Annotated in this window: 26 protein-coding genes and 1 tRNA gene; 12 read left to right on the forward strand and 15 right to left on the reverse strand. The window is 62.9% G+C overall.

All coding sequences use genetic code 11. From position 1 onward, the window contains the following. The first annotated feature begins 12 nt into the window (after positions 1–12). The 3 genes from RBA95_RS10625 (at position 13) to RBA95_RS10635 (ending at position 2,852) form a co-directional block, all read left to right on the forward strand. Complete coding sequence (locus tag RBA95_RS10625; protein ID WP_306016831.1) at positions 13–720, forward strand: SDR family NAD(P)-dependent oxidoreductase; 708 nt, start codon at positions 13–15, stop codon at positions 718–720. A 189-nt stretch (positions 721–909) separates the two neighbouring features. Further along, positions 910–2,298: a M24 family metallopeptidase gene (locus RBA95_RS10630; protein ID WP_306016832.1), complete on the forward strand. Its 1,389-nt coding sequence runs from the start codon at positions 910–912 to the stop codon at positions 2,296–2,298. Positions 2,299–2,357: 59 nt separating this feature from the next. Then, positions 2,358–2,852, forward strand: coding sequence for an alpha-ketoglutarate-dependent dioxygenase AlkB (locus RBA95_RS10635; protein ID WP_306016833.1), 495 nt, complete (start codon positions 2,358–2,360; stop codon positions 2,850–2,852). An 18-nt stretch (positions 2,853–2,870) separates the two neighbouring features. On the opposite strand, the gene RBA95_RS10640 is transcribed toward RBA95_RS10635, so the two are convergent. Continuing rightward, positions 2,871–2,947: transfer RNA gene (locus RBA95_RS10640), tRNA-Ile, on the reverse strand. 178 nt (positions 2,948–3,125) lie between these two features. Here RBA95_RS10640 and RBA95_RS10645 point away from each other — a divergent pair. Continuing rightward, positions 3,126–3,848, forward strand: coding sequence for an SIMPL domain-containing protein (locus RBA95_RS10645; protein ID WP_306016834.1), 723 nt, complete (start codon positions 3,126–3,128; stop codon positions 3,846–3,848). Here RBA95_RS10645 and RBA95_RS10650 read toward each other — a convergent pair whose 3' ends face one another. The 4 genes from RBA95_RS10650 to RBA95_RS10665 form a co-directional block, all read right to left on the reverse strand. After that, positions 3,849–4,697 carry a TIGR01459 family HAD-type hydrolase gene (locus tag RBA95_RS10650; protein WP_306016835.1) on the reverse strand — a complete coding sequence of 283 codons (849 nt, stop codon included), beginning with the start codon at positions 4,695–4,697 and terminating at the stop codon, positions 3,849–3,851. 67 nt (positions 4,698–4,764) lie between these two features. Beyond that, positions 4,765–5,079, reverse strand: a complete 315-nt coding sequence (locus RBA95_RS10655) for a hypothetical protein (RefSeq protein WP_306016836.1) — start codon at positions 5,077–5,079, stop codon at positions 4,765–4,767. Between the two features lie 60 nt (positions 5,080–5,139). Then, the gene (locus RBA95_RS10660; protein WP_306016837.1) at positions 5,140–6,387 is read right to left on the reverse strand and encodes an EAL domain-containing protein; all 1,248 of its coding nucleotides are present in this window, start codon (positions 6,385–6,387) and stop codon (positions 5,140–5,142) included. Between the two features lie 196 nt (positions 6,388–6,583). Further along, on the reverse strand, positions 6,584–7,237 hold the full coding sequence (locus RBA95_RS10665; protein WP_306016838.1) for an OmpA family protein: 654 nt from the start codon (positions 7,235–7,237) through the stop codon (positions 6,584–6,586). A gap of 293 nt (positions 7,238–7,530) precedes the next feature. Here RBA95_RS10665 and groES point away from each other — a divergent pair, with 293 nt between their 5' ends. Further along, positions 7,531–7,818 carry a co-chaperone GroES gene (gene groES / locus RBA95_RS10670; protein ID WP_009801580.1) on the forward strand — a complete coding sequence of 96 codons (288 nt, stop codon included), beginning with the start codon at positions 7,531–7,533 and terminating at the stop codon, positions 7,816–7,818. A gap of 53 nt (positions 7,819–7,871) precedes the next feature. Beyond that, positions 7,872–9,512 (forward strand): chaperonin GroEL, encoded by a 1,641-nt coding sequence (gene groL / locus RBA95_RS10675; RefSeq protein WP_306016839.1) that lies wholly within the window; start codon positions 7,872–7,874, stop codon positions 9,510–9,512. A gap of 72 nt (positions 9,513–9,584) precedes the next feature. Here groL and RBA95_RS10680 read toward each other — a convergent pair whose 3' ends face one another. Both RBA95_RS10680 and RBA95_RS10685 read right to left on the reverse strand, forming a co-directional pair. Beyond that, on the reverse strand, positions 9,585–10,028 hold the full coding sequence (locus RBA95_RS10680; RefSeq protein ID WP_306016840.1) for a hypothetical protein: 444 nt from the start codon (positions 10,026–10,028) through the stop codon (positions 9,585–9,587). Between the two features lie 236 nt (positions 10,029–10,264). Beyond that, positions 10,265–10,714, reverse strand: a complete 450-nt coding sequence (locus RBA95_RS10685; RefSeq protein ID WP_306016841.1) for an Lrp/AsnC family transcriptional regulator — start codon at positions 10,712–10,714, stop codon at positions 10,265–10,267. 100 nt (positions 10,715–10,814) lie between these two features. Here RBA95_RS10685 and RBA95_RS10690 point away from each other — a divergent pair, with 100 nt between their 5' ends. Further along, positions 10,815–11,879, forward strand: a complete 1,065-nt coding sequence (locus tag RBA95_RS10690; protein WP_306016842.1) for a serine hydrolase — start codon at positions 10,815–10,817, stop codon at positions 11,877–11,879. A gap of 108 nt (positions 11,880–11,987) precedes the next feature. Here RBA95_RS10690 and RBA95_RS10695 read toward each other — a convergent pair whose 3' ends face one another. Then, positions 11,988–12,317, reverse strand: a complete 330-nt coding sequence (locus RBA95_RS10695) for a hypothetical protein (protein ID WP_306016843.1) — start codon at positions 12,315–12,317, stop codon at positions 11,988–11,990. A 159-nt stretch (positions 12,318–12,476) separates the two neighbouring features. On the opposite strand from RBA95_RS10695, the gene RBA95_RS10700 reads away from it, so the two are divergent. Beyond that, positions 12,477–13,046 carry an acyloxyacyl hydrolase gene (locus RBA95_RS10700; protein ID WP_306016844.1) on the forward strand — a complete coding sequence of 190 codons (570 nt, stop codon included), beginning with the start codon at positions 12,477–12,479 and terminating at the stop codon, positions 13,044–13,046. An 18-nt stretch (positions 13,047–13,064) separates the two neighbouring features. Here RBA95_RS10700 and RBA95_RS10705 read toward each other — a convergent pair whose 3' ends face one another. Beyond that, positions 13,065–14,144: a glycoside hydrolase family 3 N-terminal domain-containing protein gene (locus RBA95_RS10705; protein ID WP_306016845.1), complete on the reverse strand. Its 1,080-nt coding sequence runs from the start codon at positions 14,142–14,144 to the stop codon at positions 13,065–13,067. A 148-nt stretch (positions 14,145–14,292) separates the two neighbouring features. Here RBA95_RS10705 and RBA95_RS10710 point away from each other — a divergent pair, with 148 nt between their 5' ends. After that, complete coding sequence (locus RBA95_RS10710; RefSeq protein ID WP_306016846.1) at positions 14,293–15,297, forward strand: hypothetical protein; 1,005 nt, start codon at positions 14,293–14,295, stop codon at positions 15,295–15,297. Positions 15,298–15,762: 465 nt separating this feature from the next. Here the strand turns inward: RBA95_RS10710 and hisS are convergent, their stop codons facing one another. Further along, a complete protein-coding gene (gene hisS / locus RBA95_RS10715) occupies positions 15,763–17,256 on the reverse strand; it encodes a histidine--tRNA ligase (protein ID WP_306016847.1) in 1,494 nt (497 codons plus the stop codon). Positions 17,257–17,375: 119 nt separating this feature from the next. On the opposite strand from hisS, the gene RBA95_RS10720 reads away from it, so the two are divergent. Then, a complete protein-coding gene (locus RBA95_RS10720; protein ID WP_306016848.1) occupies positions 17,376–17,837 on the forward strand; it encodes a hypothetical protein in 462 nt (153 codons plus the stop codon). Here the strand turns inward: RBA95_RS10720 and RBA95_RS10725 are convergent. The 5 genes from RBA95_RS10725 to RBA95_RS10745 form a co-directional block, all read right to left on the reverse strand. Continuing rightward, the gene (locus RBA95_RS10725) at positions 17,831–18,469 is read right to left on the reverse strand and encodes a redoxin domain-containing protein (RefSeq protein WP_306016849.1); all 639 of its coding nucleotides are present in this window, start codon (positions 18,467–18,469) and stop codon (positions 17,831–17,833) included. The genes RBA95_RS10720 and RBA95_RS10725 overlap by 7 nt on opposite strands. A 41-nt stretch (positions 18,470–18,510) precedes the next feature. After that, entirely contained in the window at positions 18,511–20,625 is a 2,115-nt protein-coding gene (locus RBA95_RS10730; protein WP_306016851.1) for a protein-disulfide reductase DsbD, read from the reverse strand. A 180-nt stretch (positions 20,626–20,805) separates the two neighbouring features. Next, entirely contained in the window at positions 20,806–21,618 is an 813-nt protein-coding gene (locus RBA95_RS10735; RefSeq protein ID WP_306016852.1) for a SapC family protein, read from the reverse strand. 188 nt (positions 21,619–21,806) lie between these two features. Further along, positions 21,807–22,454: an OmpW family protein gene (locus tag RBA95_RS10740; protein WP_306016853.1), complete on the reverse strand. Its 648-nt coding sequence runs from the start codon at positions 22,452–22,454 to the stop codon at positions 21,807–21,809. Between the two features lie 131 nt (positions 22,455–22,585). After that, the gene (locus tag RBA95_RS10745) at positions 22,586–24,757 is read right to left on the reverse strand and encodes a TonB-dependent receptor (protein WP_306016854.1); all 2,172 of its coding nucleotides are present in this window, start codon (positions 24,755–24,757) and stop codon (positions 22,586–22,588) included. Positions 24,758–24,940: 183 nt separating this feature from the next. On the opposite strand from RBA95_RS10745, the gene RBA95_RS10750 reads away from it, so the two are divergent. After that, complete coding sequence (locus tag RBA95_RS10750; RefSeq protein ID WP_306016855.1) at positions 24,941–25,375, forward strand: transcriptional repressor; 435 nt, start codon at positions 24,941–24,943, stop codon at positions 25,373–25,375. A gap of 85 nt (positions 25,376–25,460) precedes the next feature. Beyond that, on the forward strand, positions 25,461–26,384 hold the full coding sequence (locus RBA95_RS10755) for a thioesterase family protein (RefSeq protein WP_306016856.1): 924 nt from the start codon (positions 25,461–25,463) through the stop codon (positions 26,382–26,384). Positions 26,385–26,390 lie beyond the last annotated feature (6 nt).

Consider the following 26,390-nt stretch of genomic DNA (forward strand, 5'->3'; position numbering starts at 1 on the left):
GAGGAGACAATCATGGCGAGCTACGCAATCTTCGGCGGTGCAGGCGGTGTCGGCTCGGCGCTGGCGCGCAGCCTCACCTCCAATGGTCACGAAGTTCACCTGATCGGGCGCACGGAAGACAGCCTGTCCGAACTCGCCGAGGAGATTGGCGCGAGCTACGCCGTCGCCGACGCCACCGACAGCGATGCGGTTGAAAAGGCGATCGGGCAAGGCCCGGAAGCGCTGGACGGCATGGCCTATGCCGTAGGCACGATTGATCTCAAACCCATGCGCCGCGTCACCGCAGAGGACATGCGCCACGCCTTTGACGTCAATGTCATCGGCGCGCTGAACGCCGCCCGCGCCAGCCGCGAGCGCATGGGCAAGGACAGCGCCATGGTGCTGTTCTCCTCCGTCGCCGCCCAGAAGGGCTTTCAGAACCATACCGCCATCGCCTCGGCCAAGGGCGCGCTCGAAGCGCTAACCCGTCAGCTGGCCGCTGAGTACGCGCCCAAGACGCGCGTCAACGCCATTGCTCTGAGCCTGACCGACACGCCGCTCGCCTCATCGGTACTCAAGAGTGACGCCATGCGCGACGGCATCGCCAAGAGCCACGCCCTGCAGCGCCTGGGTCAGCCCGAGGACCCGGCCGCCCTCGCCCGCTTCCTCTTGTCGGATGAATCAAGCTGGATGACGGGAACCATCCTGAATGTGGATGGCGGACGGACAGCGCTCGCCTGATCCCGAACCCAATTATCAGGCTTCAAGTTCGCCCCTTTGCAGCCCGCCTGCAAGGGGGCGTTTCTTGTCCGGTCACTGGACAATACGACCGCTGCGCCGTGATGATGCATTTCTCGCCCGCCGCTCAAGAGCCGTCCGGCTATTCCGCAACGCCTCATCAATCCGCCTTCAACACCGAAAGCGCCCGCCATGACATGCCTGAAAACACCGCTCGCCCTCTGTCTGACTGTCACGCTGGCCGGGCTCATGACGGGGATGTCGGCGCTGGCGCAAGACCCGTCTGCGCCGGTTTACCCCCTGCGCGACACCGAAGTGAGCGATCCCGAGCTTCCGCCCATCCTCCCCTTGCGTGACCGGGCCGTTGTGATCGACCGCATTCTTGAAGAGCGCTTGGACACGATCATCCCGCAGATTATGCGCGAACAGGGCGTGTCCATGTGGGTGCTGATGGCGCGGGAGTATTTCGAAGAGCCCGTGGTCGAGAGCCTGCTGGATGCGCGCAGCATGGCGGCGCGCCGCCGCACCATCCTCATCTTCTCTGATCCCGGCGACGGCCAGCCCATCGAACGGCTGACGGTCAGCCGCTATGGTCTGGCGGGCCTGTTCGAGCCGTCCTGGAACCCCGACGAAGAACCGGACCAGTGGCAGGCCGTGGCCGACATCATCGCAGACCGCGACCCGGCCAATATCGCCATCAACTTTTCCGATCTGACCGCCTTTGGCGACGGCATGACCCTCAGCCAGCACCGGCTCATGATGAATGCCCTGCCCGCCGACTATCACGAGCGCATCGTCTCGGGTGAAACGCTCGCCGTCCGCTGGCTGGAAACCCGCACCCCGTCCGAGCTCGAGATCTATCCCGGCGTGGTGCGCATCGCCCATGCCCTGATCGACCGCGCCTTGTCGGACGCCGTGATCACGCCGGGGGTGACCACCGCCGACGATGTGGTCTGGTGGTATCGCGAGGAAGTGTCCCGCCTGGGCCTAACGCCCTGGTTCCACCCCTCCATCGGCATCCAGCGCGAAGGCGCCGACGCCATGCTACGCGGCGACACGGTGATCGAACCGGGCGACCTGTTGTGGACCGATTTCGGGATCACCTATCTGCGCCTCAGCACCGACACCCAGCATCTCGCCTATGTGCTCAAACCCGGCGAGACCCAAGCGCCAGAAGGCCTGCAGCAAGGCCTCGCCGCCAGCAATCGGGTTCAGGACATTTTGATGTCGCACTTTGAAACAGGGCTGAGCGGCAATGAGGTATTGGCGCGGGCGCGCGCCGAAGCGATCTCGGAAGGGCTCGACCCGTCGATCTATTCCCACCCTATCGGCACGCACGGCCATGGCGCCGGCCCCGCCATCGGCTTCTGGGACAATCAGGACGCCGATCCGCGCGGCGCCGGGCCGATCAACGCGAACACCGCCTGGTCGATCGAGTTGACCTCCTACAACGCGGTGCCCGAATGGGGCGGCCAGGTGGTGGATTTCCGCACCGAGGAAGACGCTTTCTTCGACGGTGAAACCGTCCGCTTCCTCGACGGCCGCCAAACCGAGATCAAACTCATCGGTTCGGAGGAGTAAGGCTCCCTCACGGCGCGCGTCTTCTGAACTCCTACATTTTCAGCCAAACCGCTGAAGCCTTGCTTGCGACGGTGGATGGCCAGCCCTGGCGCTCTGACCTCAAACGCCGGGTCCAGCACTATGGCTGTGGCTATGATTACCGCGCCCGGACCGTGAGCCCGGATATGCGGCTCGGGCCTCTGCCTGACTGGCTCGCGCCCCTCGCTCAAAACATCGCTCAAATAGCCGAGTTTGACGCCATCCCCGATCAGGTCATCATCGATGAATATGAGCCAGGGCAAGGCATATCGGCCCCTATCGATTGCGCGCCCTGCTTTGGTCCCGCCATCGCCTCCCTCAGCCTGACCGGCAGCACGCAGATGGATCTGCGGAACACGCACACGGATGATCGTATCAGTCTGCGACTGGAACCCCGCTCACTCCTGATCCTGTCAGGTGAAGCGCGCTATGACTGGAGCCACGAAATTCCGGCGCGTAAATCCGATGTGATCAAGGGCGTGCGCCAGCCCAGAACTCGCCGCGTGTCGCTGACCTTCCGGACAGTGACGTTCTAGGTCCAGGCATTATGGAAATGGTGGGCCCGGAGGGACTCGAACCCCCAACCAAGCGGTTATGAGCCGCCGACTCTAACCAATTGAGCTACAGGCCCGCTGAGAAATCAGCTTGGATGCTTGATAGCGCGTGAGGCGAATTTGGCAAAGCAGGGATGACGGCGGGACGCAGCTGAATATCCGTTCAGGGAACGGCCATGAAACCACCGCGTTTCAGCCATGAGCCTGTCGCTTGGCGGGGCTTTGATGAATTTAACACAGACTGGGAGCGCTATTATGATCCGCACTGCATTTCTGACCGTCGCCCTTTTGGGCTCCACCGTTCTGCCGGCCCAGGCCCTGGCGCAAACCGCGCCCGCCGAGCAGCAGATCGCGCAAATGAACCTGTCCGCCACCGGCGAGGTCCGCATCAGCCCGGACCAGGCCCAGGTGTCTGCCGGCGTGGTGACCGAAGCGCAATCTGCGGCCGACGCGCTGCGCGCCAATTCGCGGCGCATGCAGGGCGTTTTTGCCGCCCTGGAAGCGGCCGGCGTCGAAGCCCAGGACATCCAGACCAGCCAGCTCAATGTCAGCCCGATCTATTCCCAGCCTTCCTCGCGGGAGGGCGGCACGCGCCAGATCACCGGCTATAGCGCCCGCAATACCGTGACGGCGCTGGTGCGCGGCATGGACAATGTGGGCCCTGCGATCGACGCCCTGTTCGAGGCCGGCGCCAACTCGCTCAACGGCGTGACCTTCTCAAGCTCGGAAGCGGATGCGGCCGAAGCCGAAGCACGTCGCCGCGCCGTGGCGGAGCTTTACGAGACCCGCGATCTGTATGCCCAGGCCGGCGGGTTCACCGTGACACGGCTCTTGAGCTTCTCCGAAAGCGGCGGCTATGCGCCGCAGCCGGTGATGTTCTCGCGCGCCATGGCGATGGAGGATTCTTCCACCCCGGTTTCGGGCGGCGAGCTGGTGGTCTCGATCACCGTGAACGGCGCCTGGGAAATCGAGGGCTGATCACCAGACCAGCTTGGGCGCTGTAAAGCGCGCGGAGAGGCCGTCCTCCTTCAGGAGGGCGGCCGCTTTGTGCGGGTCGAAATCACCGCCGAACTGTTCGGCCAGAATGCCGCCGGCAATGAAGAGCGCGTCCACGCATTCGGCCTGCGCGCCCTTGATGTCGGTGACCGGACCGTCGCCAATGGCCAGAATGCGAGACTTGTCGAGCGCGTCGCCGCGCAGGCGCTCGATCGCGCCATAGGCCAGATCATAGATCGGCGGATGCGGCTTGCCGGCCATGATGACCTTGCCGCCCATGTCTTCATACTTCTCCGCCAGGGCGCCCGCGCAATAGCGCAGGCCATCGCCGAACTGGACGACGATATCAGGATTGGCGCACACCAGATCGAGCCGGCGCAATTTCGCTTCGGTCAGAAGGTCGGTGTACTCGTCCGGGGTTTCGTTTTCCCAATCAAACAGGCCCGTACAGCTGATGAAGGCGGCGTCTTCGAGCTTGGCGAATTCCAGCCCGGTGCCTTCATAAAGCGCGTCGTCCCAGTCCGGGCCCAGCTTGAAGGCCGGCCCCGGTGCGCGCGTTTTCAAGAGCGCGTGCGTGGCTTCGCCCGAGCTGACCGCGCCGTCCCAGACCTCGTCGCCTGCGCCCATCTGATGCAGGAAATTTTCCAGCGAAGAAGCCCGGCGCGGCGAGTTGGACACCAGGATCACCACGCCGCCCTGTTTTCGATACTGGCGCAGCGCCTCCAGCGCTTCGGGCAAAAGGTCCGAGCCATCGCGAATGACGCCCCAGACATCACACAGAATGGCGTCGTAATCATTGGCGAGGTCGGAAAGATGCGGGAAATCGGTCATGGCCGTGGACTATGTGAGCCCCGCCATGCGGTCAAATGAATCTTGGAGCCGACCTCATGGGGCGACTTTAGCTGAACAGGCCCAGGACGATCGCATAGCGAAGCGCCAATGCCATGACGCCCAGGCTGCTGACCGAGGTCGAGACAAAGACCCGCGACCGCCAGCGCGCCGGAGACGCCAGACCGCCTCTGAAATGAAGCGCATTGGCGATCTGCAGCAGCGCGAACGCCATCAAGGCGGCCACGAAGGCGACGGGCACAGAGGCGCTTGGCAGGAACACTGCGGTGACCAGCGCCAGGGCGCCAAAGCCCAGATGCGCCATGCGCAACCAGCCAGGCAATTGATAGCTCGGAGTGTCCGGGTCGGTGTCTTGCATCGCCATGGATCATCCTCCGGCGTTGCGTGAACAATGACTAAGCGTAACAGGGCGGACTTTTGCAGATCAACCGGCGGCGCGACGCAGCTTGTTGTCGGCCTCGCTCAGCACCTCGTCACGCACGGGGCGAGGCGCGCCGAACAGATGGCCCTGCGCATAGGCCACATCGAGATCGAGCACTTCAACGACGGTGCTCTCGGCCTCGATCTTCTCGGCCACCAGATCCACGCCATAGCGAGCGAACAGGCCCGCCACGTCTTCCGGGCGCAGCGCGCCCGGTTCGCGACCGGCAATGGGTTCAGCGCCATGCGCCGCAGCGATCAGACGATCGCCCGCCACCTTGATGAAGCGCACGCCGGCGCGCTGCAGCTCGGCGAGATCGATGTTGAGGCTGGACACCTGGTCGATAGAAAAGCGGAAGCCGAAATCAGCCAGCCGCGCCATGTTGCGCGCCGCCGTGGCGGAGCGGTTCTCGAACTGGGCGCGCGGCATCTCGAAGATCAGCGCACCCGCAAGATCGGAATTGCGGCGCAGGAAGTCGAGAAAGGCCGGGAAGAAGTCCTCGTCCGCCAGTGAGCGGATGGAGACATTGCAGAACACGCCCACCCGGCGATCGGACTTGGTCAGGCGGCGCACGATCTGGACGCAGCGCAGCAGCAGCAGATTGTCCACATCGGTGATCAGGCCGGCCTCTTCCGCCGCCGCCAGGAACTTGCCCGGCGCGATGACCTGACCGTTCTCATCGCGAATGCGGGTATAGCCTTCATAGAAATAGGTGCGCCTCTGGGGCAGACCGACGACAGGCTGCAGGTACAGATCGACCCGGTTGTCATCGAGCGCGCGACGCACAAGCTCGGCGGCATCCGCGTCCTGATCCGCCAGCGGGGCGCTGCGCCCCCCGTCCAGCCGCGCCAGGATTTCCGCGACAAGCTGCTCATCCGCGCCATGCGCATCCGCCGTTTCGGCGAGCGGCTGGCTCAGCTCCAGCGCCGAGCCCGGCTCGGCCGACGGGACCGGCGGACGGCTTGCGGACGCGGTTTCGGCCAGCTCGTCGATGCGGTCCTGCGCACTGCTCAACTCATCAAGCATGGTCAGGTTGGCGGCCTTGAGCTGGTGAATTTCGTCTTCGAAAACCTTGCGTTCTTCGGCACGAGCGACCGAGGCGTGAACCTGCCCGCCAATCAGGAAGACCAGCGCGCCCATCATCCAGGCGAGCTCGGCCGACATCAGCCCGAAACGATCGAACGCAAGCGCGGCGACGATGGCGACCATCGCATAGGTTAAGATCACCAGTATGTCGCTTGCGCGCGGCATCATCGCTCCTGAATGTCGCCGCCTGGACCGCTTCGGTCTAAGCGCAACGAATCACACCCATTTCGGCGATCATAGGCTGCGTTAACAGGACTTGTCAGAACGTTAACGCTGTAAGCCGTGGACAAACGGAAAAAGCAAAGGCGCGCCCGCACATGCGGACGCGCCTTCGGTTAATCGCGGTGAACCGCCTCGTTAATTACGAGGTGTGCGGGGCGATCTTGATCTCGACCCGGCGGTTGGCCGCGCGGCCCGAGTCGGTTTCGTTGGAGGCGATCGGCTGGCTTTCGCCCATGCCGGCCACATACAGACGGTCGCGCATAACGCCGCGGGCGATCAGCTCGGCGGCAACAGAGCTGGCGCGACGCTCGGACAGGGTCTGGTTGTAGCTGGCATCGCCCACGCTGTCGGCGTGGCCGATCACGTCCACATAGGTGGCCGGATAGGTCATCAGCACATCCGCCACATCGTTCAGCACCGGGCCGAAACGGCCATCGATCTGAGCGGAGTTGGTCGCGAAGGTCACATCGCCCGGCATGACCAGATACAGATCGTTGCCGACGCGGCGCACGGTCACGCCCGAACCGCGGAGGCGCTCGCGGAACGCCGCTTCCTGGCGGTCCATGTAATTGCCGATGCCGCCGCCGGCGAGAGCGCCGACGCCTGCGCCGATCAGCGCATTGCGGCGATCATCACCGCCCGCCAGCGTGCCCAGAAGCGCGCCCGCAGCCGCGCCGGCCAGAATGCCGGTGCCGGTATTGTTGCGGGTCACATTGCCGTATTGGTCGGTGGTGGTGCAGGCCGCAGCCAAGCCCAGGGCCATGACAGCCGCGATCAAAGAACGAAACATCATAATTCTCTCCCGTAAGCGTCCCCTAAAACGCGGACTTAATATCAAAGTTCCGCGCTTCGATAGCTCAATCTTATCAAATATGCGCGACGGGCGCATGAACCCAGACTGAACCCGCCCCGATGAAGCTGAAAAAAGGGGCGGAAAAATGTCGCCCGGCGCTCTTGACGGGTCACGCCCCGCCTCTTACCTCCGCGGCTGTTAGCAGCCAGGGCGAGAGAGTGCTAACGCCTTCGCCCCGGTTCGCTCAAAACAGATCTTCACATGAGCTGACGCTCAAAAACGGAGTACCGGCAATGAACTTTCGTCCTCTCCAGGACCGTGTTGTGGTGAAGCGTGTCGAGGAAGAATCCAAGACCGCTGGCGGCATCATCATTCCCGACACCGCCAAGGAAAAACCGCAAGAAGGTGAAGTCGTGGCTGTGGGCCCGGGCGCCCGTGACGACAAGGGCGAGCTGATCGCCATGGACGTCAAGGTCGGCGACCGCATCCTCTTCGGCAAATGGTCCGGCACCGAAATCACTCTGGAAGGTCAGGATCTGCTGATCATGAAAGAGTCCGACATTCTGGGCGTGGTCGGCTAATCGCCGCCTGTTTCGCTCAACGACTGACACTTCATATTAGATAGGGACGAACAATGGCTGCCAAAGACGTTAAGTTCGGCGCTTCCGCCCGCGAAAAAATGCTCAAGGGCGTCGATACGCTCGCCGACGCTGTGAAAGTCACCCTGGGCCCGAAAGGCCGCAATGTGGTGATCGAGAAATCCTTCGGCGCACCGCGCACCACCAAGGACGGCGTGTCCGTGGCGAAGGAAATCGAACTGGAAGACAAGTTCGAGAACATGGGCGCCCAGATGGTGCGCGAAGTTGCTTCCCGCACCAATGACGAAGCGGGCGACGGCACCACCACCGCCACCGTGCTGGCCCAGGCCATCGTGCGCGAAGGCATGAAGTCCGTCGCTGCCGGCATGAACCCGATGGACCTCAAGCGCGGCATCGACAAGGCCGTCTCCGTGGTCATCGAGCAGCTCAAATCTTCAGCCACCCCGATCAAGGGCTCGTCTGAAGTCGCTCAGGTCGGCACCATCTCCGCGAACGGCGAAAAAGAAATTGGCGAGATGATCGCCAACGCCATGGAGAAAGTCGGCAATGAAGGCGTGATCACCGTCGAGGAAGCTAAATCCCTGGCGACCGAACTCGACGTCGTGGAAGGCATGCAGTTCGACCGCGGCTACCTGTCGCCGTACTTCGTGACCGATTCCGAGAAAATGGTCGCGGATCTGGAAGACCCGTACATCCTGCTGTTCGAGAAGAAGCTGTCTTCCCTGCAGCCGATGCTTCCGGTTCTGGAAGCCGTGGTCCAGTCCAACCGTCCGCTGCTGATCATTGCAGAAGACGTTGAAGGCGAAGCGCTGGCGACCCTCGTGGTCAACAAGCTGCGCGGCGGCCTGAAAATCGCTGCCGTCAAGGCTCCGGGCTTCGGCGATCGCCGCAAGGCCATGCTCGAAGACATCGCCGTGCTGACCGGCGGCCAGGTTGTCTCCGAGGATCTCGGCATCAAGCTCGAGAACGTCACCCTCGACATGCTGGGCACCGCCAAAAAGGTCAACATCACCAAAGACGACACCACCATCGTGGACGGCGCCGGTGAGAAAGAAGCCATCGAAGGCCGCGTGAACCAGATCCGCCGTCAGATCGAGGACAGCTCCTCGGATTACGACAAAGAGAAACTGCAAGAGCGTCTGGCGAAACTCGCCGGCGGTGTTGCGGTGATCAAGGTCGGCGGCGCTTCGGAAATCGAAGTGAAAGAGCGCAAGGACCGTGTCGACGACGCCCTGAACGCTACCCGCGCTGCGGTGGAAGAAGGCATCGTTCCGGGCGGCGGCATCGCGCTGCTCAAAGCCTCCAAATCGCTTGAAGGCGTGACCGGCGACAACGAAGATCAGAACCAGGGCATCGCCATCGTGGCGCGCGCCCTGCAGGCTCCGATCCGTCAGATCGTCGAGAACGCCGGCAGCGAAGGCTCCATCGTCGTGGGCAAGGTGCTCGAGAACGGCGATGCGAACTTCGGCTACAACGCCCAGACCGGCGAATACGAAGACCTGGTGAAATCCGGCGTCATCGATCCGGTCAAAGTGTCCCGCATCGCACTGCAGGACGCGGCCTCTGTCGCCTCCCTGCTGATCACCACCGAAGCGGCGATCGCTGAAAAGCCCAAGAAAGACGCGCCGGCTCCTGCCGCGCCGGACATGGGCGGCATGGGCGGCATGGGCTTCTAAGCTCAGCCACCAGGCTCACAGACGGAAAGGGCGGCTCGATCGAGCCGCCCTTTTTGTTTGCGCGATTACGCCCTAGAGCGTCGACAGGACACGCGTATCCAGGGAGACGGCCCCGTCGCTCTGACCGCCCGCCATTTCGGCGACCTCAACGCCAGACGCCGGACTGCCGGGAACGACCGAGAACAAGGCGACCCGGGCGCCCTCGGCCGGGGCTTCACGCGACGCCATCGGACCGCCGACAGGGGCCTCTGACAGCACATCGATGGCGACCGGGGCCATGATGAGAGCCGACGCAATGGCCGCGCCGCCGGCTGTACCGGACATCAGGATCATACGCAGGGATTCAAACACGGTGATAAAACTCCTTCGTTGCCGCTGAGCGGCTTTCTGTTCTGCACGCGCTCTGAGATGAGCGGTGATGAAACCGCGTAGGACCCCGCTGACGGTCTCACCATCCTCGTGGCACTGGGCCACAAAGGCTTGCTTGAGTTCGTCAGACAGCCGCAAATCGATCACAGCGGTCTTCTTGGGGGAGCGAGGCCGGTCAGGTTTCATCACAGGGAGTCATTCCAGTCAGATTGCCCCCCCAAGGCTACTGGTATCGTGTCGGCACACACCTTATTTTGTGTCCATACACGCAAATGTGCGCACGCCGCATCGAACTCGCCTTACAAAGCCGGGCTTCGCTTCAAGCTTCCCGGTCGGATTACAGGGCGTCTTCGATGAAAAGAGTTCAACAGGCTGTTGATCGCCTAGACCGGCACTTTGGTGGTGAACTTGATGGTGCTGAGCACCACGGTTGTCTCATAACGGCGCACCGTGGGGTCGCTCAGCAGGCTCGCCTCGGCCCAGCTCTCGTACGCCTCAAGGCTGGGCGCGTGCACATGCAGGATGAAATCGGTCTCCCCTGCTACCGAATACAGGGTCGTCACCTGTGGATCCTCGGCCATAACGATGCGAAACCGCTCATAGGTTTCGGGCGTATCATCATGAAAGGTCACCGCGACGATCAGGGTCTGACCAAGACGCGACCGATCCAGAACCACCACATCCGACTGGATGACGCCCTCGCTTCTGAGCCGGGTCAGACGGCGCCGGACCGCCGTTTCTGACAGGTTCACCTGCTCCGCAATCGCCTGATTGGACAACCGGTTATCACGCTGCACGATCGCAAGGATCGCACGGTCCTGAGCATCTAGCATCAACGCCTCGCCGAAATTCGGCGTTTAAAGCGCTGAAATCGGCGGGATTGAGCAAGTCTGGCTTGCTAGATTGCCGGACCCGAGTTGCAAAGAGCTCCTCATGATCCGTTTAAGCGCCCTCATTCTTGCGTCGCTCACGCTATTGACGTCTCCCGCATTCGCCCGTCTGCCCGCCACGCCGGAAATCGAGGCGGAAGTGGACGCTCTGCTTGTAGAGAACGGCATATCCGGGGCCGTGGTTCTGATCAGAGAACAGGGCGAAAAGCGCATCATCACCCGCGGCGTCACCGACCGGACCACCCTCGCCCCTATTCCGCAGTCGGTACAATTGCGCATCGCCAGCATCGGCAAGATCCACACTGCAGCGATCATCCACAGCCTGATCCGTGACGGCCAGCTCTCGCTTGACGACCGTTTGGCCGATCTGGTTGCACCCCATTGGGTGGAGGGCATCGCCAATGCCGATCAAGCATCCGTCAGGCAGCTGCTGACCCATACCAGCGGCATCCCCGATTATTATGACGATGTCTGGTTTCAGACTGTGAACACCGTCCAGGGCAACACCCCCCAACGCACGCTGGGTTTCATCCACGGTCGTCCCGCCGATTTCCCACCCGGTGAAGGCTATGGCTATTCCAACTCCAACTATCAGTATCTGGCGCTGATCGCAGAAGCCGTGAGCGGGCAGAGTTTCGGGACTCTGTTACAGAGGCGCCTGATCGAACCCCTCAACCTTGAAGCGACCAGTTATAATGAGCCATTGGAGGGCCGCGACCTTATCCACGGTTATGGCGCGCCGAACGATCCAGATCGCGACGCTTATGCGCTGATCGGAAATCACGGCCCGGATGGGGGCGTGTTCACAAGCGCTTCGGATCTGGCCGACACGCTGACAGCCCTGTTCTCCGCCGACGGCGCTCTGGCTGACCTGGGCCAGCTGATGCTCAGCGAAGAGGTGGATCGCGGCGAAGGGCGAAGCCGCGCGCTTGGCCCCATGCGTATTCGCGACCCGCGGGGGCTGGATATGATCATGCATGGCGGCTCAATCGCCGGATATGCCAGCCTGGCGATCTATGAACTCAATACGGGCATGATCATCATCGTGCATCTGAGCGCGGATCGCCCGGATCTGGCCGGTCAGCTGGTGCGCCAACTGTTGCAATAGGCGGATGATGCGGTGACGCGTGGCAACCGTGTCGGACACTTCGTAAGCGTCCAAACAAGAAAGGGGCGGCCCTTCAGAGCCGCCCCTTCCGCCAGAATGACGGCGATATCAGGACAAGTCGCAGCTTTTGCGAAGGCCTTTGGCGCCATCAAAATCAGCACCTGTCACCTGCCCCATGCACAGCGCAAACAGGTTCTCGACGCAACCTGCCCATTGGGCGGTTCCGCGTGGCGCGAACATCGCGCAGGTTTCTTCCGCCTGCTCCTGGCAGCGGATGGAATCATCGGCCATTGCAGACCCCGTCGCCAGAGTTGAGAGGCCCAGCAAGGCGGACGATGCGATCGCGGCTACAGACAGTTTTTTCATAAAAGTCTCCTCCTGTTTGCGCACAGTTTTGCGCTCACCCATATAACCAGATAGGGGAACCGCTTTCAACATATTCCCCTAAATAGGGAATTTGGGTCTGGCCTGTCTTTGGGGCGGTTACCGGGCACAGAGACAACACTGCCCAGCAATATCGCCTCCGCGTCATCAATACGCTGGTCATCATTTCGTCATGGCGGTATCTCGGAATGACAAGATCAGAAGGATGACATGATGCTCCGTATCGCCGTCGCGCTAGCCGGTCTCTTCCTCACCAGCACCGCCCACGCCCAAAGCCCTGGTTTCGGGGTCGAGGAAGTTCGGCTTGGAGTCGCCGCGCACGACCTGACCGACCACACAGAAGACGGCCCGCAAATCGTCGGAGATCTCATGTTCTCCAGCCCGGACTTCCTCGAACCGGTCTGGTCCCCCCGCCCCTTCCTCTCCGCCAATATCAGCACCCAGGGCTACACCAATCTGGTCACAGCCGGTCTCGCCTGGGATTACGGCGTGACGGATCGGCTCACCGCGGAAGCGTCGTTCGGCCTGAGCTATAATGACGGCGTTCTGGAAGTGTATCCCGAGCGGGACGGCCCGGTGGAAGCCCAACGCATCAAGGATACGCGCGCTCTTCTAGGCTCGGACTGGCTGTTCCGCACCGGGTTTGCGCTGGATTATGCGCTCAACGATCAATGGTCAGCCGGCGTGTTCTATGAACACCATTCCCACGGGCAGATCCTGGCGAGCGGTCGCAATCAGGGGCTGGACGAGCTGGGACTTCGGATGAGCTATCGTTTCCGCTAGGGCTGAAACCGGGCGGGGTCAGCCCCGCCCGACATGGGCCTTGAGCGTCTGAATGTGAGCATTGGCCTGATAGAGCCGATCCAGACTGAGACGCCCCTCATCCAGCGCTGCGCCCACCCAGTCGACTGCGCGCCGAGGCAGGTCCGGGTCTGCGTCGGCCGAGTTCGAGATCAGCAAGAGATCATTGCCCGCCGCCAGAGACTGAACGATCGCCTCTTCGCGCGAATACTGATTCCGGATGGCGCCCATATCGAGATCATCCGTGATGATCGCGCCTTGATACCCCATCTGCTCGCGCAATAGCCCCTGCAGGATCGGCGCGGACAGCGTGACCGGATCACCGGACGGGTCCAGTCGCCGATTGATCAGGTGCCCGCCCATGATCAGATGCGCCTTGTCCTGCTCGATCAGGCGCGCGAAGGGCGCCGCTTCCACCTCGTCCCAAGTCTGGGAAATATCGACAAAGCCGTCATGGCTGTCGCCCTGGCTGCGGCCATGGCCGGGGAAATGCTTGATCGCGCAGGCCACGCCTTCCGCTTCCATTGCATCAATGAAGGCGCCGCAATAGGCCGCCACGACATCAGGATCATCGCCAAAGGCGCGGGCCCAACGGTCAATGACCTGGTTGCCTTCATGCTGAAGATCGGCGACCGGCGCCAGGTTCATGGAAAATCCGCTCTCGGCCAGCTCGCTTGCCGCCTGAGCGAAGACAGCGCGCGCCGAATCAAGCCCCATGTCCAGAAGCTGTTCGGCCGTGGGAATGTCGGTAAAGCCCATGTCATCGGTCAGGCGCTGGACGAAACCACCTTCCTGATCAATCGCGAGCCAGGCGTTCGGCGCCGCCGCACGGAAGCGACGCGCCAGTCCCAGCACGCCATCGCGTGTGCGCGCATTGTGACGCAGGAACAGGACGCCGCCGATACGTCCGTCTGCGAGATCGCGTTCGATCCGGTCCGCGCCTTCCGCATCCGGCGTACTGCCCAGAAAACCCAGGACCAGGCTTTCACCCACCAGTCGATCCAGCGAGATGGTGCCTGCAAAGGCCGGGGTCGCGCCAAGCGCCGTCAGGCCCGCCAATACTCCGCGTCGAGAAATCATTGCTTTTCCGTCTTGTCCCTCAATGAACTTGCTAGAGCCGGGCAAGGCGACTGTCCAGCCGCATAACAAAATGACCAAAACTTAAGTCTGCGGACGCACCGCCGTAAGGCGCATGGCGACACAGTGCCCGCAACAGGGAGGACACCTCATGAAACACTGGATTGCGACAGCCGCTGCGATCACCGCCGCCCCGCTGCTGGTCGCGTGCGCCTCTGCCGGCGCTGCGACCGACTACGCCACACATGATGACGGGCACAAGAATGTGCTGATCGTGAATGGCGAACGAGTCATCGTTCGCGATGGCGCTCACGCCATTCACATCATCGAAGATGCGCTGGAAGACGGCGACGGCGCGTCCCTGTCGCTCGATTTCGACTTTGACGCCCATAGCTGGTCGGAAGAAGACCTCGAGGCGTTTGAATCCGAAATGGAGGAACTCGGTGAATCACTCAGTGCCATGTTCTCTGAAGGCTCCGACTTTCAGATGGCTATTGAACGGCTCAACCTGAATGAAGACGCCCTGCAGGCGCGTGTCGAAGTTCTGGTCGCCGATAGCGAACATCACGCCGAGCGTGCGCTGCGCCACGCCGAACGGGCAGCCGCCCGAGCCGAACGTGACGCCGCCCGTCACGCACGTCGGGCAGAGCGGCAAGCGCGTCGGGCCGTCGAGCGCGCCCGTGAGAGCGAGAGACATGCGCTGTCCATTTCCATTGATGCGGACTCTATCGCCCAAGCAGGCCTTATGGCGGCGGAAACGGGACTTGAATCCGGCCTGGCCGCAATCGAGCGGACGTTGGAACGTGGCTGGAAAACCGAGGACGGCGAACGCGTGCCGCTGACACGCCAGGATCGCGAGGAGCTTCGCGAAGCGCGTGAAGAGCTTGAAGAGAGCCTCCATGACCTGCGTGAAGAGCGCGAAGACTGGCGCGAAGACCGACAGGACCGCGCCCCGCGCCACACCCATCATTATGAAGACCGTCAGGTGCGGATTATCGAACGGGACGGCGAAACGCGGGTCTGGGTCAATGGCCGTGAACTGACTGGCGCTGAGAAGGAAACCTGGCTCGAGGCCTGGCGTAATTCCGAGCAGGCCCAGGAGTTGGAAGGCGGTCCGGGCGCACCGCCCCCGCCGCCGCTTCCGCCGCGTCGCTAGATCATATCCCCACCTGCGCCGCCCCAAGCTCTGCAGGGCGGCGCAGAGCCACTCACAAGCGGAGCACTCTGGGAGATTAAGAGCATGACTACGAAAACCGCAGCATTGGCGCTGGCAGCCAGCCTGCTTGCGCTCACCCTGTCAGCCTGCGCCACCACGCAGACAAACTCGGCATCCACACAAACCACGCAGGCGTCTCAAGAAGACGAGAGCCGGGACAACAATCCTCGACGCCCGCGTTGGTCAAACTACTAAGAAGCGGATCAGCAGAAAAAAAGCCCGGCGTCATCAGACGCCGGGCTTAAAGATTCTGGTTGGTCGATTAAGAGACGTCTCCTCCCCAGAGACACCACTTAAGAGACAAGACGGTCAGGCCCTGTCTGTTCAAACGTTGGCCTAACCGTCATAGGAACGTCAAGCCCCTAGAGTCAGGCGATCTTTCGCCATGCTGCAATTTCGCCACATTCAGGCGCCAGCTAGCCGCTCCTTGATCGCGCTGACGATCTGGTCGCGTGCGACCGTGAACTGGGCGGGCTGATCCTCGCGCCAGGTCTTGTTATCGGAGATTTCCGCAGCCAGCCGCGCGCCCAGCTTCAGATCCTTGATCTGAGCTTCGCCCTTCTCGCGTTCCTCAGAGCCGATGATCACGGCGAACTCGGCTTCGCGGCGGTCCGCATATTTGAGCTGTTTGCCCATATTGCCGCCGCCAATGAAGGCTTCAGCGCGCAAGCCCGAGGCGCGCAGCTCGCTCGCCAGGGCGAAATAATCCGCCATGCGATCCTTTTCCGCGGCGACAACGATCACCAGCGGATCCGCCTTGGCGGCGTCCAGACGCTTGAGGGCGGAAAGCGCGGCCGCAAAGCGGCTCACTCCGAAGGAAAAGCCGGTCGCCGGTACGGCCTGGCCCGTAAAGCGGCTGACCAGATCGTCATAGCGACCGCCTCCGCCCACAGAGCCGAAGCGGATCGGGGAGCCATCGTCATAGGTGGCTTCCGCCAACAGTTCCGCTTCGAACACCGGACCGGTGTAATAACCCAGACCGCGTACGACGGAGGTGTCGAGCGTCCATTTGCCCGACTTGCCCAGGGCGTCCAGGACAGCCGTGATGGTTTCAAGATCGGCGACCGCCAGCTTGCCCGCCTCTGTGTCGCCCAAAGCCGCCATCAGGCGCTTGAGCACTTCGGTATTGCGCGCCGCGCCAGACAGCGCCTTATCCACCTGGCCCGCTTCGATGAAGTTCAGCACGTGGCGACGTTGCTCGGCGTCGAGCCCGGCGCCTTCGGTGAAGTCGCCGCTGTCATCCTTGCGCCCCTCGCCCAGAAGCAGTTCGACGCCTTCAAGACCCAGACGATCCATCTTGTCTATGGCGCGCAGAACCCGCAGGCGCTTTTCAGCCGCCGCATCGCCCAGACGCTCCAGCACGCCATCCAGCAAGCGCCGGTCATTGACCCGGATGACAAACTCGTCCGCACCCAGCCCGGCGGAGCCCATAACTTCGCTGGCGAGCGCGATCATCTCGGCGTCCGCAGCCGGCCCCGGCGCGCCGACGCTGTCGGCGTCGCACTGGACGAACTGGCGGAACCGCCCCGGACCGGGCTTTTCATTGCGCCAGACTTCGCCGAACTGATAGCGGCGGAAGGGTTTGGCGAGATCCTGGAAGTTCTCGGCGGCGAAACGGGCCAGCGGCGCGGTCAGGTCATAGCGCAGCGCCATCCACTGCTCGTCATCATCCTGCATGGCGAAGACGCCCTCATTGGGACGTTCTTCATCGGGCAGGAATTTGCCCAGCGCGTCGGCATACTCGAATGCCGGGGTTTCGAGCGGCTCGAAGCCCCAGCGCTCATACACCGCGCTGGCGGCGCCCACGAGGGCGCGCTCGGCGCGCAGCACATGAGCGGCGCGATCCTCAAAACCGCGGGGACGACGGGCTTTGGGACGGAACGCCTTGGTCTTGGCCATGAGGATGCTCGCTCAGATTAAAAGTATCGAAGGGCCTGCGAATTAGCCTTGCGGGACGCAAGGATCAAGCGGCGCCGGGTTTGCAAGGCGCTCTAAGCACACAAAACCGGATCTCGTCCATGTTCGCTCACACGCTTGTCATCATCGCCAGCGCCTTCAGCGCCCAGCCTGCGCCTGACATATCCGCTGATCTGGTCGCGCTCTCTCAGCACCTTCACACCCAGGCCCGAGCCCGCGCGCAAGACATGGCGCGCAGCCCCGCCGCCCCGGTCGCGGCCTTACCGCCTGAAGACGGTTTCCTGACGGATTTGAACGAGTTCGCGCTGGAAGCCTACCGGCTGTCGCGCGCGGTGGAGGATAGCGGGGGCCCCACGGATCTGCGCTGTATCTTCCGCGGCATGAGCGAGGACGCCGAGCACCGCGCCATGCTCCTGTCAGAACCGGGCAGCCGCGCCGATCATGCCCGGGCCTATCTCGAAATCGCCCGGCTAACCGGACAGGCAGCCGAGATCGCCACAACGCCTGATGCGCAGGCGGCGGCGCTCAGCTCATCCTGTCCGGCGCAATCCGGGGCTCAGTAAGCGTATTTGACGTTACAGCCATAAGGCTGGGTCTGCGCCGGATCCGGCGTTTCGCCCGCACTCACAGCCGCCAAGGCCATGGTGACATAGTCCGTCGGTTCAGGGTCGCCGGGGCGCGGACGCGGCTGATCGTCAATCCCGCCTTGATACTGCAGCACGCCGTCGGCATCGATCACATACATATGCGGGGTCGTACGGGCGTCATACAGACGACCCATCTCGCCGGACGGGTCCAGAACCACATGGGCCGGCGTCGCGCCACGCTCTTGGTTCAGCGCCAGCGCCTCATCAGCGCCCACATGCCCCTGCTCGCCGGGCGCGGAGGAGATCACCTGAACCCAGACCACATCATCGTCCGCCGCAGCGGCCTGAAGGTCCTGAATATGCTCGGAGCCATAATGACGCTGCACATAGGGGCAGCCATGATTGGTCCATTCCAGGACAACGGTCTGGCCGGACAGGCTCTCCAGAGACAGCGTCTCGCCACTGGCCGTCTCGACCGTAAAGGCCGGCGCGGCTTCGCCCGTCACCACATCGGCGTGCGCTTCCAGCGTGAATGCAGACGTGGTCAGAGCGGCGGCGGCTGCAAGGCCCATGGCCTGGCCCATCGAACGACGTGAAAACATCTTCATTGGCGTCACTCCCCTTTGATCGCGGGCCTAGTTTGACCCGCCTAGTTTACGGCGTCATTGACCGCCTGGATCACGATGCCGCTCGTCAGAAGCGGCGGCAGCACCTCAGGGTCGCCCCCGTTGGGCGGATACACAAGATAGAGGGGAACGCCCGCAGCGCCATGACGATCCAGCGCCGCCGCGATTTGCGGGTCCTGATTGGTGAAATCGGCGCGAAAGAGCGCCACATCCTGTTGGGCGAACACCGCTTTCACCTGACCATCCGACAAGGCGCCCAGCTTGTTCACCTGACAGGTGACGCACCAGGCCGCGGTGAAGTCCACAAAGACCGGGCGACCGGCGGCTTGCGCCTCGGCGACGGCACTGTCGCTCCACTCCGCCCAGGCGCTCTGCCCCGGCGATGTCTGGCTCACCGGCTCCATGCGCGCCGTCACCGATAGCGCCCCCAGGGTCAACAGAACGCCGGCCAGCACGGTGATCCGCCCTGCAAGACCACGTAGCCGCAACGCCCAGACCGTGAAGGCGGCAGCCAGCAACGCCAGCATCAGCCACAGTACGCCGCTCGAGCCCAGCTGGGCGGACAGCACCCAGATCAGCCAGATCGCCGTGGCGAACATCGGGAAGGCCAGGATTTCGCGAAAGCGCGTCATCCAGGGCCCCGGACGCGGCAGGAGATTCAAAAGGGCTGGCACGAAACTGACCAGCACGAAGGGGAAGGCCAGTCCCACGCCCAAGAACACAAAGATGGTAAGCGACGCCAGGGCGGGCTGAGTGAGGGCGAAAGCGAGCGCGCCGGTCATGAAGGGCGCAAGACACGGCGCAGCCACGAATACCGCCAGCACGCCGGTCAGGAAGGCGCCGCGACGCCCGCTATCCTTGACCCCGGAGCCCACCGACTGAAGCGATGTGCCGATCTCGAACAGGCCCATGAAGTTCAGGCCGATCAGGAACATCAGCGTGGCGAGCCCGGCGACCACCAGCGGGGCTTGGAGCTGCATGCCCCATAGGGCGGGAAGACCGGCAATACGCAGAACCAGCAGCAACCCGCCCAGCGCCAGGAAGGTGCCCACCACGCCGGCAGCGAACACCAGTCCCAGCATCCGCGCTTCGTTACGCGCGGCGCCGCGTTTCTCGACCAGGGTCAGCGCCTTCATGGACAGGACCGGGAAGACACACGGCATGAGATTGAGGATCAGGCCGCCCAGAAGCGCCAGACCCGCCGCCTGAAGAAAGCCGATGGATTGCGGTTGAGGCGCTGGTTGCCCGTCTTGCCCGCCCGGACGGGGCGGAGCCGGAGCGGCGGCGGCCAGGTCATTGACGCGCAAGCCGTCATTCGCGGTGACAATGAGCGCTTCCTCGGTCCAGGCATTACCACGCTGCGCGGTATAGACCAGTACCCCGCGACGCGGCTGATCCACCCCGTTTCGGCTGAGATAGCCAGACGTCAGATCCAGACGCAGATCGGCGCCGTCATGAGTCAGCGTTTGCTCGGCGGCATGATCGATGACGCCGGATTCATATGGATAGAATGTGACGTCCGAGAGCGCGGCCTCGTCAAACCGAACATCGCTCAGGGTCAGCACAAGGCCGTCGCTATCGCCTTCAAGTCCGGCGCGCAGATCCGGCGCCGCAACAGGAGCCAGCTCAAGCGCCTGATCAATCAGCGCCGCACCAGCTCGGTCCTCGATGCTGTCGCCCACATCGAGGGTCAGGCTCAGCTCGGCCTCTTCGGGAATACAGATCTCTTCACAGACCAGCCAGGTCGCAAAGGCCGTGATCGTCAAGGGCCCCGTAGCTGCGTTCTGGGGCACGGTGACCGGCACCGGCAAGGTCACCTCGGCGGAATATCCGTAATTGGTCAGTGGTCCGAGATCATAGCTGCTCGGCGCCGGCCAGATCATGTCGGCTGTGTCCCAGCCCTGGGGCAAATCCAGCTCGAGGCGAGTCGGTTCACCGGAATCACCGGGATTGCGCCAATAGGTGTGCCAGCCCGGCGTGATTTGCTGATGCAGCGCCAGATGGAAGGTTTCCCCAGGCGCGACAGATGCACGGTCGGACACCAGGCTTGCATCAACCATGGGATCAGAGGAGCCGAACTGGGCGAAAGCCGGGGCGCTGGAAACCAGAATCAGTATCAGGGCAAGCAGGCGTGTCACGTCAGAGGCTCCTTGGGCGCGGCGGATCGGGGCAGTGATCCCTGTCGGGCTGATATAGCCCTTTCACCGACCACAGCGAAACAGCTCTGACGGGGTTGTGAAAGCCGCTGTGATACAAACCAAGAAAAACCGGCCGGAGCCATGCCCCGACCGGTCTTTCAGTCTCGCGATTTCAGTCGCTTAGGCTTGCGGCGGCGGCGGCGGAGCGCCAGCACCGGCGTTGCGGGCGCCCGCGCGAGAAATCAGGCTTTCCCACTGACCCAGCGACAGCATGTGTGCGTAGATTGCGCCCAGATAGGTGTTGTCGCGCAGCTCGGCCAGGGTTTCCGGCTTCAGTGCCCGCAGCTTGTCAGACGACACGCCCCAATAGCTGGCGACCACTTGCGGCTCGCCTTGCGGCTCGCCTTGAGCGTTACGCGGCTGGAAGGTCGCCTGTTGCTGATCGAACAGATCCAGTTCGGTCAGGCGCTTGACGAAATCTTCGGTCAGCTTCACGTCGGATTCAAACCGGCGCACGAAATCGATGGCGCGGTTGGTGAACTCGGTCGGCTCGCCCTTGTCGTTGAAGAAGGGCTGCTCGGGATTATCCGAGAACAGGTGAGATTCGGTATCCACGCAGACCGTGAAGCGATCGCTCTCCGGGCCGTGATTGGCGGCGACGAACGGATAGCGGCGCACGAAAGCCGGCAGATAGGCGAATTGCTCGTATTGACCGGTCTGAGGGTCAACAAACAGGTTCTGACCTGCCTGCAGGCCCATCGCCACAACCGGGGTCTTGTTGTCGCCCAGGAAGATGATCGGGAAGCGCGTGCCCGCAGCGCCGAACTCACCCAGGGTGACCGGCACGAAGTGAGACTCACTCAGAAAGTCGAACGGGCGATCATTGTAGCGCAGACCCTTGCCCTGATGCTCTTGCGGATTTAGCGGCACAGGCTTTTTGTAAAGCGGCAAAGACCCGGTCAAGGTCGGCTTGTTGGCGGCGGCGTCGGCCATGGGGCTCCCCCTCTTGAAACGTTGATGGATCGTTAGCGCAGACCCGCTTGTGAGGCAACATAACGGGACACACGCATCAAGATCGGGCACTGCAATGCAAGACGGGCGCCCCGCATCAGCGGAGCGCCCGTTTCCGGCCCTTGTCTCTGGGGGAGATCCGAATTCAGGGCCGCCCCTTGCAGAGGGTTCTAGTAGCGCCAGCCAAAGCCGACGCCGACGATCCACGGATCAATGTCCACGTCAGCGTTCACGACCGCGCCAAGCGCGGTGGTGGCGTCAACTTCCACATCGGTGTTGATCCAGACCTTCTTGACGTCGAAGTTCAGGAACCAGCGCTCGTTGATCGCGTAGTCAACGCCCGCCTGCAGGGCGAGACCAAAGGACGGGTCGTAGTCGATGCCGTCCAGAATCGTGTTGTCGGGCAGGTCATCATTGAAGAAAAGCGTGTAGTTCACGCCGGCGCCCAGATACGGACGCACCTGACCTTCGGGGTTGAAGTGGTATTGCAGCGTCAGGGTCGGCGGCAGCAGCGTGACATCGCCCAGATTCAGATCGCCGACCGACGTGTTCACAGCCGTCACATCATGCGGCGTCACGCCCAGGATCAGCTCGGCGGCGATGTTGTCGGTGAAGAAGTAGCTGATGTCGAACTCGGGCACGACAGAGGTGTCGATATCGACATCCCCGCCAATGGCTTCGATGTTCGCACCCTCATCAGGTTGAACGGTGATGGCGCGCACGCGGAACTGCCAGTCGCCTTGTTCAGCAAGGGCGGTCGGTGCGGCAAGACCGGTCAGTGCGGCGACGCCGGCGGCGGCGAGAAGGAGCTTTTTCATGGGTTCGTCCCTTTTCCCATAGTGAAGATGGGGACTTTCTGCGCCCGCTCGCGAAGGTTTGATATATGGCAAGGCGCCGCGCGTCCGGCTGACGCGCGACGCCCTGCCGCAGGGAAGGGAAGAACCCTGCTTTAGAAGCGGGTGCGCACAGCGATCCGGAAGTTCCGGCCCGGCAGCGGCACCTGGTCTTTCAGGAAGGAGGTGTGTACCCGGCCTTCCTCATCTGTGATGTTGCGCACACCGAGAATGACACGCACATCGTGGTCGGCGAACGGCGTGATTTCCACATCCGCATTGAACATGGCGTAGCCGTCCGTCTCGGTTTCGAAAGCTGCAGTCTCGTCCTGGTCCGCGACCAGGTGCGCTTCACCGCGTACCGACCAGATGCCGTGTTCGGCAATCAGGGCCAGGTTGGAAGACAGGGGCGGAATGCGCGGCAGATTACCACCGCTGTCCACGTCTCCGTGTACATAATCGAGCCCCGCCTCACCACGGATGGCCCAGTCGCGCACAGCGCCGAGATCGGCTGTCACCAGCGCTTCGAAGCCATAGAGCGCCGTATCGGCCTGACGGTATTCAAAGACATCGAAACCGTCCTCTTCCTCACCCGTGGGGAACAGGCCGATGAAGCCGTCATAATCGGCATAGAAGATATTGCCTTCCGCCGTCAGGCGATCCCCGGAGAAACGCGCCGTGAATTCGCCCGACCAGGCCACTTCCGTATCCAGATCCAGATTGCCGCGCTCATAGGCGCGGGTGGCGGCATGGGGGCCGTCGGCGAAGACTTCCGCATCGGTCGGGGCCCGCTCGGTCCGCGACAGGGTGGCCGCCAGGAACCAGGCGTCATCGGGCCGCATGAACAACGAAGCCGAGCCGGAAATCGTGTCAAAGGACCGGTTGGCGCGTTGCCCGCTCAGCTTGCGCGATTCAACACGCAGGCCGCCTTCAACACCCCAGTCGCCATTGTCCCAGCGCTCTGTGACGAAGGCGCCCCAGTCCTGAGTGGTGACGGGCTCGATATAGGCCTCTTCGCCCTCCGCCGAGAAATCCTGGGTCAGGACCTGAAGGCCCAACGCGCCCTGACGGTTGTCGCCATGGTCATGGGCCAGCTCGATACGGCCTTCAAAACCGTTCTTGCGGAACAGGGTGCCAATCTCCCCCTCTTCCAGCTCGGCATGGGTGTAGTGGGCGTGGGCGAAGCTCCAGCGCAGCCGGTTGAACAGCGCATCCCGGTTCAGTTCGCCGCGGAGATCGATGCGAGTCTGGTCCAGAACGAGACGCGGGGCTTCTTCGCCTTCATGGCCGTGCTCGTCATGGTCTTCGTCATGATCCTCGTCTTCATGATCATGTTCGTCGTGGTCCTCGTCGCCCTCTTCATGGCCGTGCTCGTCTTCATGAGCATGGTCATGGCCCGGCAAACCGTATTCAGCGTCGGTCTCTTTCACCGACAGGCCCACAAAGCCCCAGTCGCGCACCAGCGAGACAGCGCCAGAATAGGTTTCAAAGGTGTAGTCGGAATCGGGAACCTCGCCATAGGCCGGCTCTTCTTCCTCATGCTCACCCTCATGATCGTCGTTATGATCCTCGTCCTCGTCGTGGTCTTCATCCTCGTGGTGATGTTCTTCACGCAGGGCTTCGGTTTCGGCGAAACCCGGAATGTCGAAATTGCCGCCCTCGCGCTTGAGACCTTCAAACTGGATCATCAGGCCGTTGAAATCCGCCGTGATGCGACCGGCCGCCTGGGTCCCTTCGTCTACGCTGGTGGCGCCGAAATAGGCGAAGCCGTCAAACTGGTCCTCATTGCGTTCGGACGGAATGCGACCATCCAGGACGTTGACCACACCGCCCACGGCGCCGCCGCCATAGGCGATCGCCGCCGGGCCGCGCAGCACCTCGATCTGCTGAGCGCCCAGCGCCTCGGCCGACACGGCGTGGTCAGGGCTGGAGCTCGACGCATCCAGCGCGCCCAGACCATTGATCAGCAAGCGCACCCGGTCCGCCCCCAGACCGCGCACGATCGGACGTCCCGAGGCCGGCCCGAAATAGGTGCTGTTCACGCCCGGCAGACGGTCAAGCGTGTCCGCAATGTTGCCGTTCAGATCGCGTTCGATCTGATCGGCCGACACCACCCCGACCGAGCCCACCATTTCATCGCTGTTCAGTTGCAGCGGTGCGGACAGGACGACGATCACATCCTCATCGGACGTACTGTCCGGCGCCTGGGCGAAGGCCGCGGGACCGACCAGCGCCAGTAGGCTGACCGCAGCACCCAGCTTGCGCGCGTGGAAAGAAGAAGACGCCATGGAAACAACCCCGCAATGTTATATAGTCACGTTGCGTAATGTCATAACGTCACCCCCTTGGCGCATCAAGTTGGGAATCCCACCTATGTGCATGAAGAAATCGCAAGCTTTGAGCGGCGGCTTCCACTTCAGGGGCTGGCGCGAAGGCTCGCCCTCCCCCGCGAAAGCCGTTAGGATGACCCCATGAGCACCGCGATTCATATGCTTGACGCCGCCGAACGGTTTTGCACCGAGCGCGGCCTGTCCCTGACGCCCATGCGCCGGCGGGTACTGGAATTGCTGGTGGAGGCAGGCGGGCCCGTGAAAGCCTATGATCTGCTGTCCGCCCTCAAGCCGGGCGGGGCGGCGCAACCGCCCACGGTCTATCGCGCCCTCGACTTTCTCACGCGTGCAGGGCTGGCCCACAAGGTCGAGGCGCTGAACGCCTACACCGCCTGCCTGAACGGTCATGACGAAGACGATCCGTGCACCGGCTCGGCCGAGCTCTTCATCTGTGAGTCCTGTGGCAATGTGGATGAACGCCACATGCATCGCGCCCCCACCGATGCGCCTGAAGGCTTTGTGATCACGCGCTCAGTGGTCGAGCATTATGGCCAGTGCGTCCGCTGCGCGAACTGATCGCTTACGCTTTTCCACGCTCGCGCCCTGACAGGGCCGCCGAACCGGCCTAGCTTTTCTCCACAGACAGACGGGAGTCGGGCGAATGCAGGTATTGTGGCGCGGCAACGCCAATGCGTGGGAATGCGACGAGCTGGGCCATCTCAATGTCCGGTTCTACATGGCCAAGGCCCAGGAAGCGCTGGGCGGCCTGACCGACCAGCTGGGCATGCACCGCGCCTTTGCGCCTGACGCCACTGCGACCTTGATCCCGCGCGACATCTGCATCCGCTTTCTGGCCGAAGCGCGCCCGGGCGCGCCCCTGCACATTTCAGGCGGGGTCGTCAGCCATGACGAGACCAGCCTGACGGTGGCGATGGTCCTGTATCACGCCGCCAGCGGCGCCCCGGCTGCAACCTTTGAAATCCGCGCCGAGCACGCCCACACCATCACCGGGCGGGTGTTTGCATGGCCTCAACGTAGCCTGGATGTGCTGGGCTCAAGTCTGGTCAAGCGCCCCGAACTGCTGACGCCCCGCAGTCTGAGCCAGGCAGCGCCCAGCGACGCGCTGTCGCTCACCAAAGCGAACGAACTCGAACTTCAGGAAATCGGACGCGGTCGCATCAATCGCGAGGAGCTGGATGCCTTCGGGCGTATGCGCGCCGAATTCGGCATCGGGAAAGTGTCCGACAGCGTCATCCATTTCAGCGACGGCTTCCCCGAGCAATGGCAGGCCTTCGCCGAGAACACGCCGCTGACGGTGGCCAGCGCGGTGCTGGAATCCCGGCTCAACTTCCGCCGCTTCCCCACCCAGGGAGAGGGGTTCGTGATCCGGTCGGGCCTGAAATCAGCCACCGAGACCGTACGGACCCTGGTGCACTGGGCGCTTGATCCTGTCACCGGCACCCCCCTGTGGAGCATGGAAGCGGTGGCGTGCATGCTCAATCTTGAAACACGCCGGCTCGAACGGATGTCGCCCGACCTCCTGGCTCAGCTGCAATCCAAGGCCCGGGCCGGGCTGGCGCTCTAGCCCGGC

Origin of the sequence: Oceanicaulis sp. MMSF_3324, from assembly GCF_030733545.1 — a bacterium.
Classification (GTDB): Bacteria; Pseudomonadota; Alphaproteobacteria; order Caulobacterales; family Maricaulaceae; genus Oceanicaulis.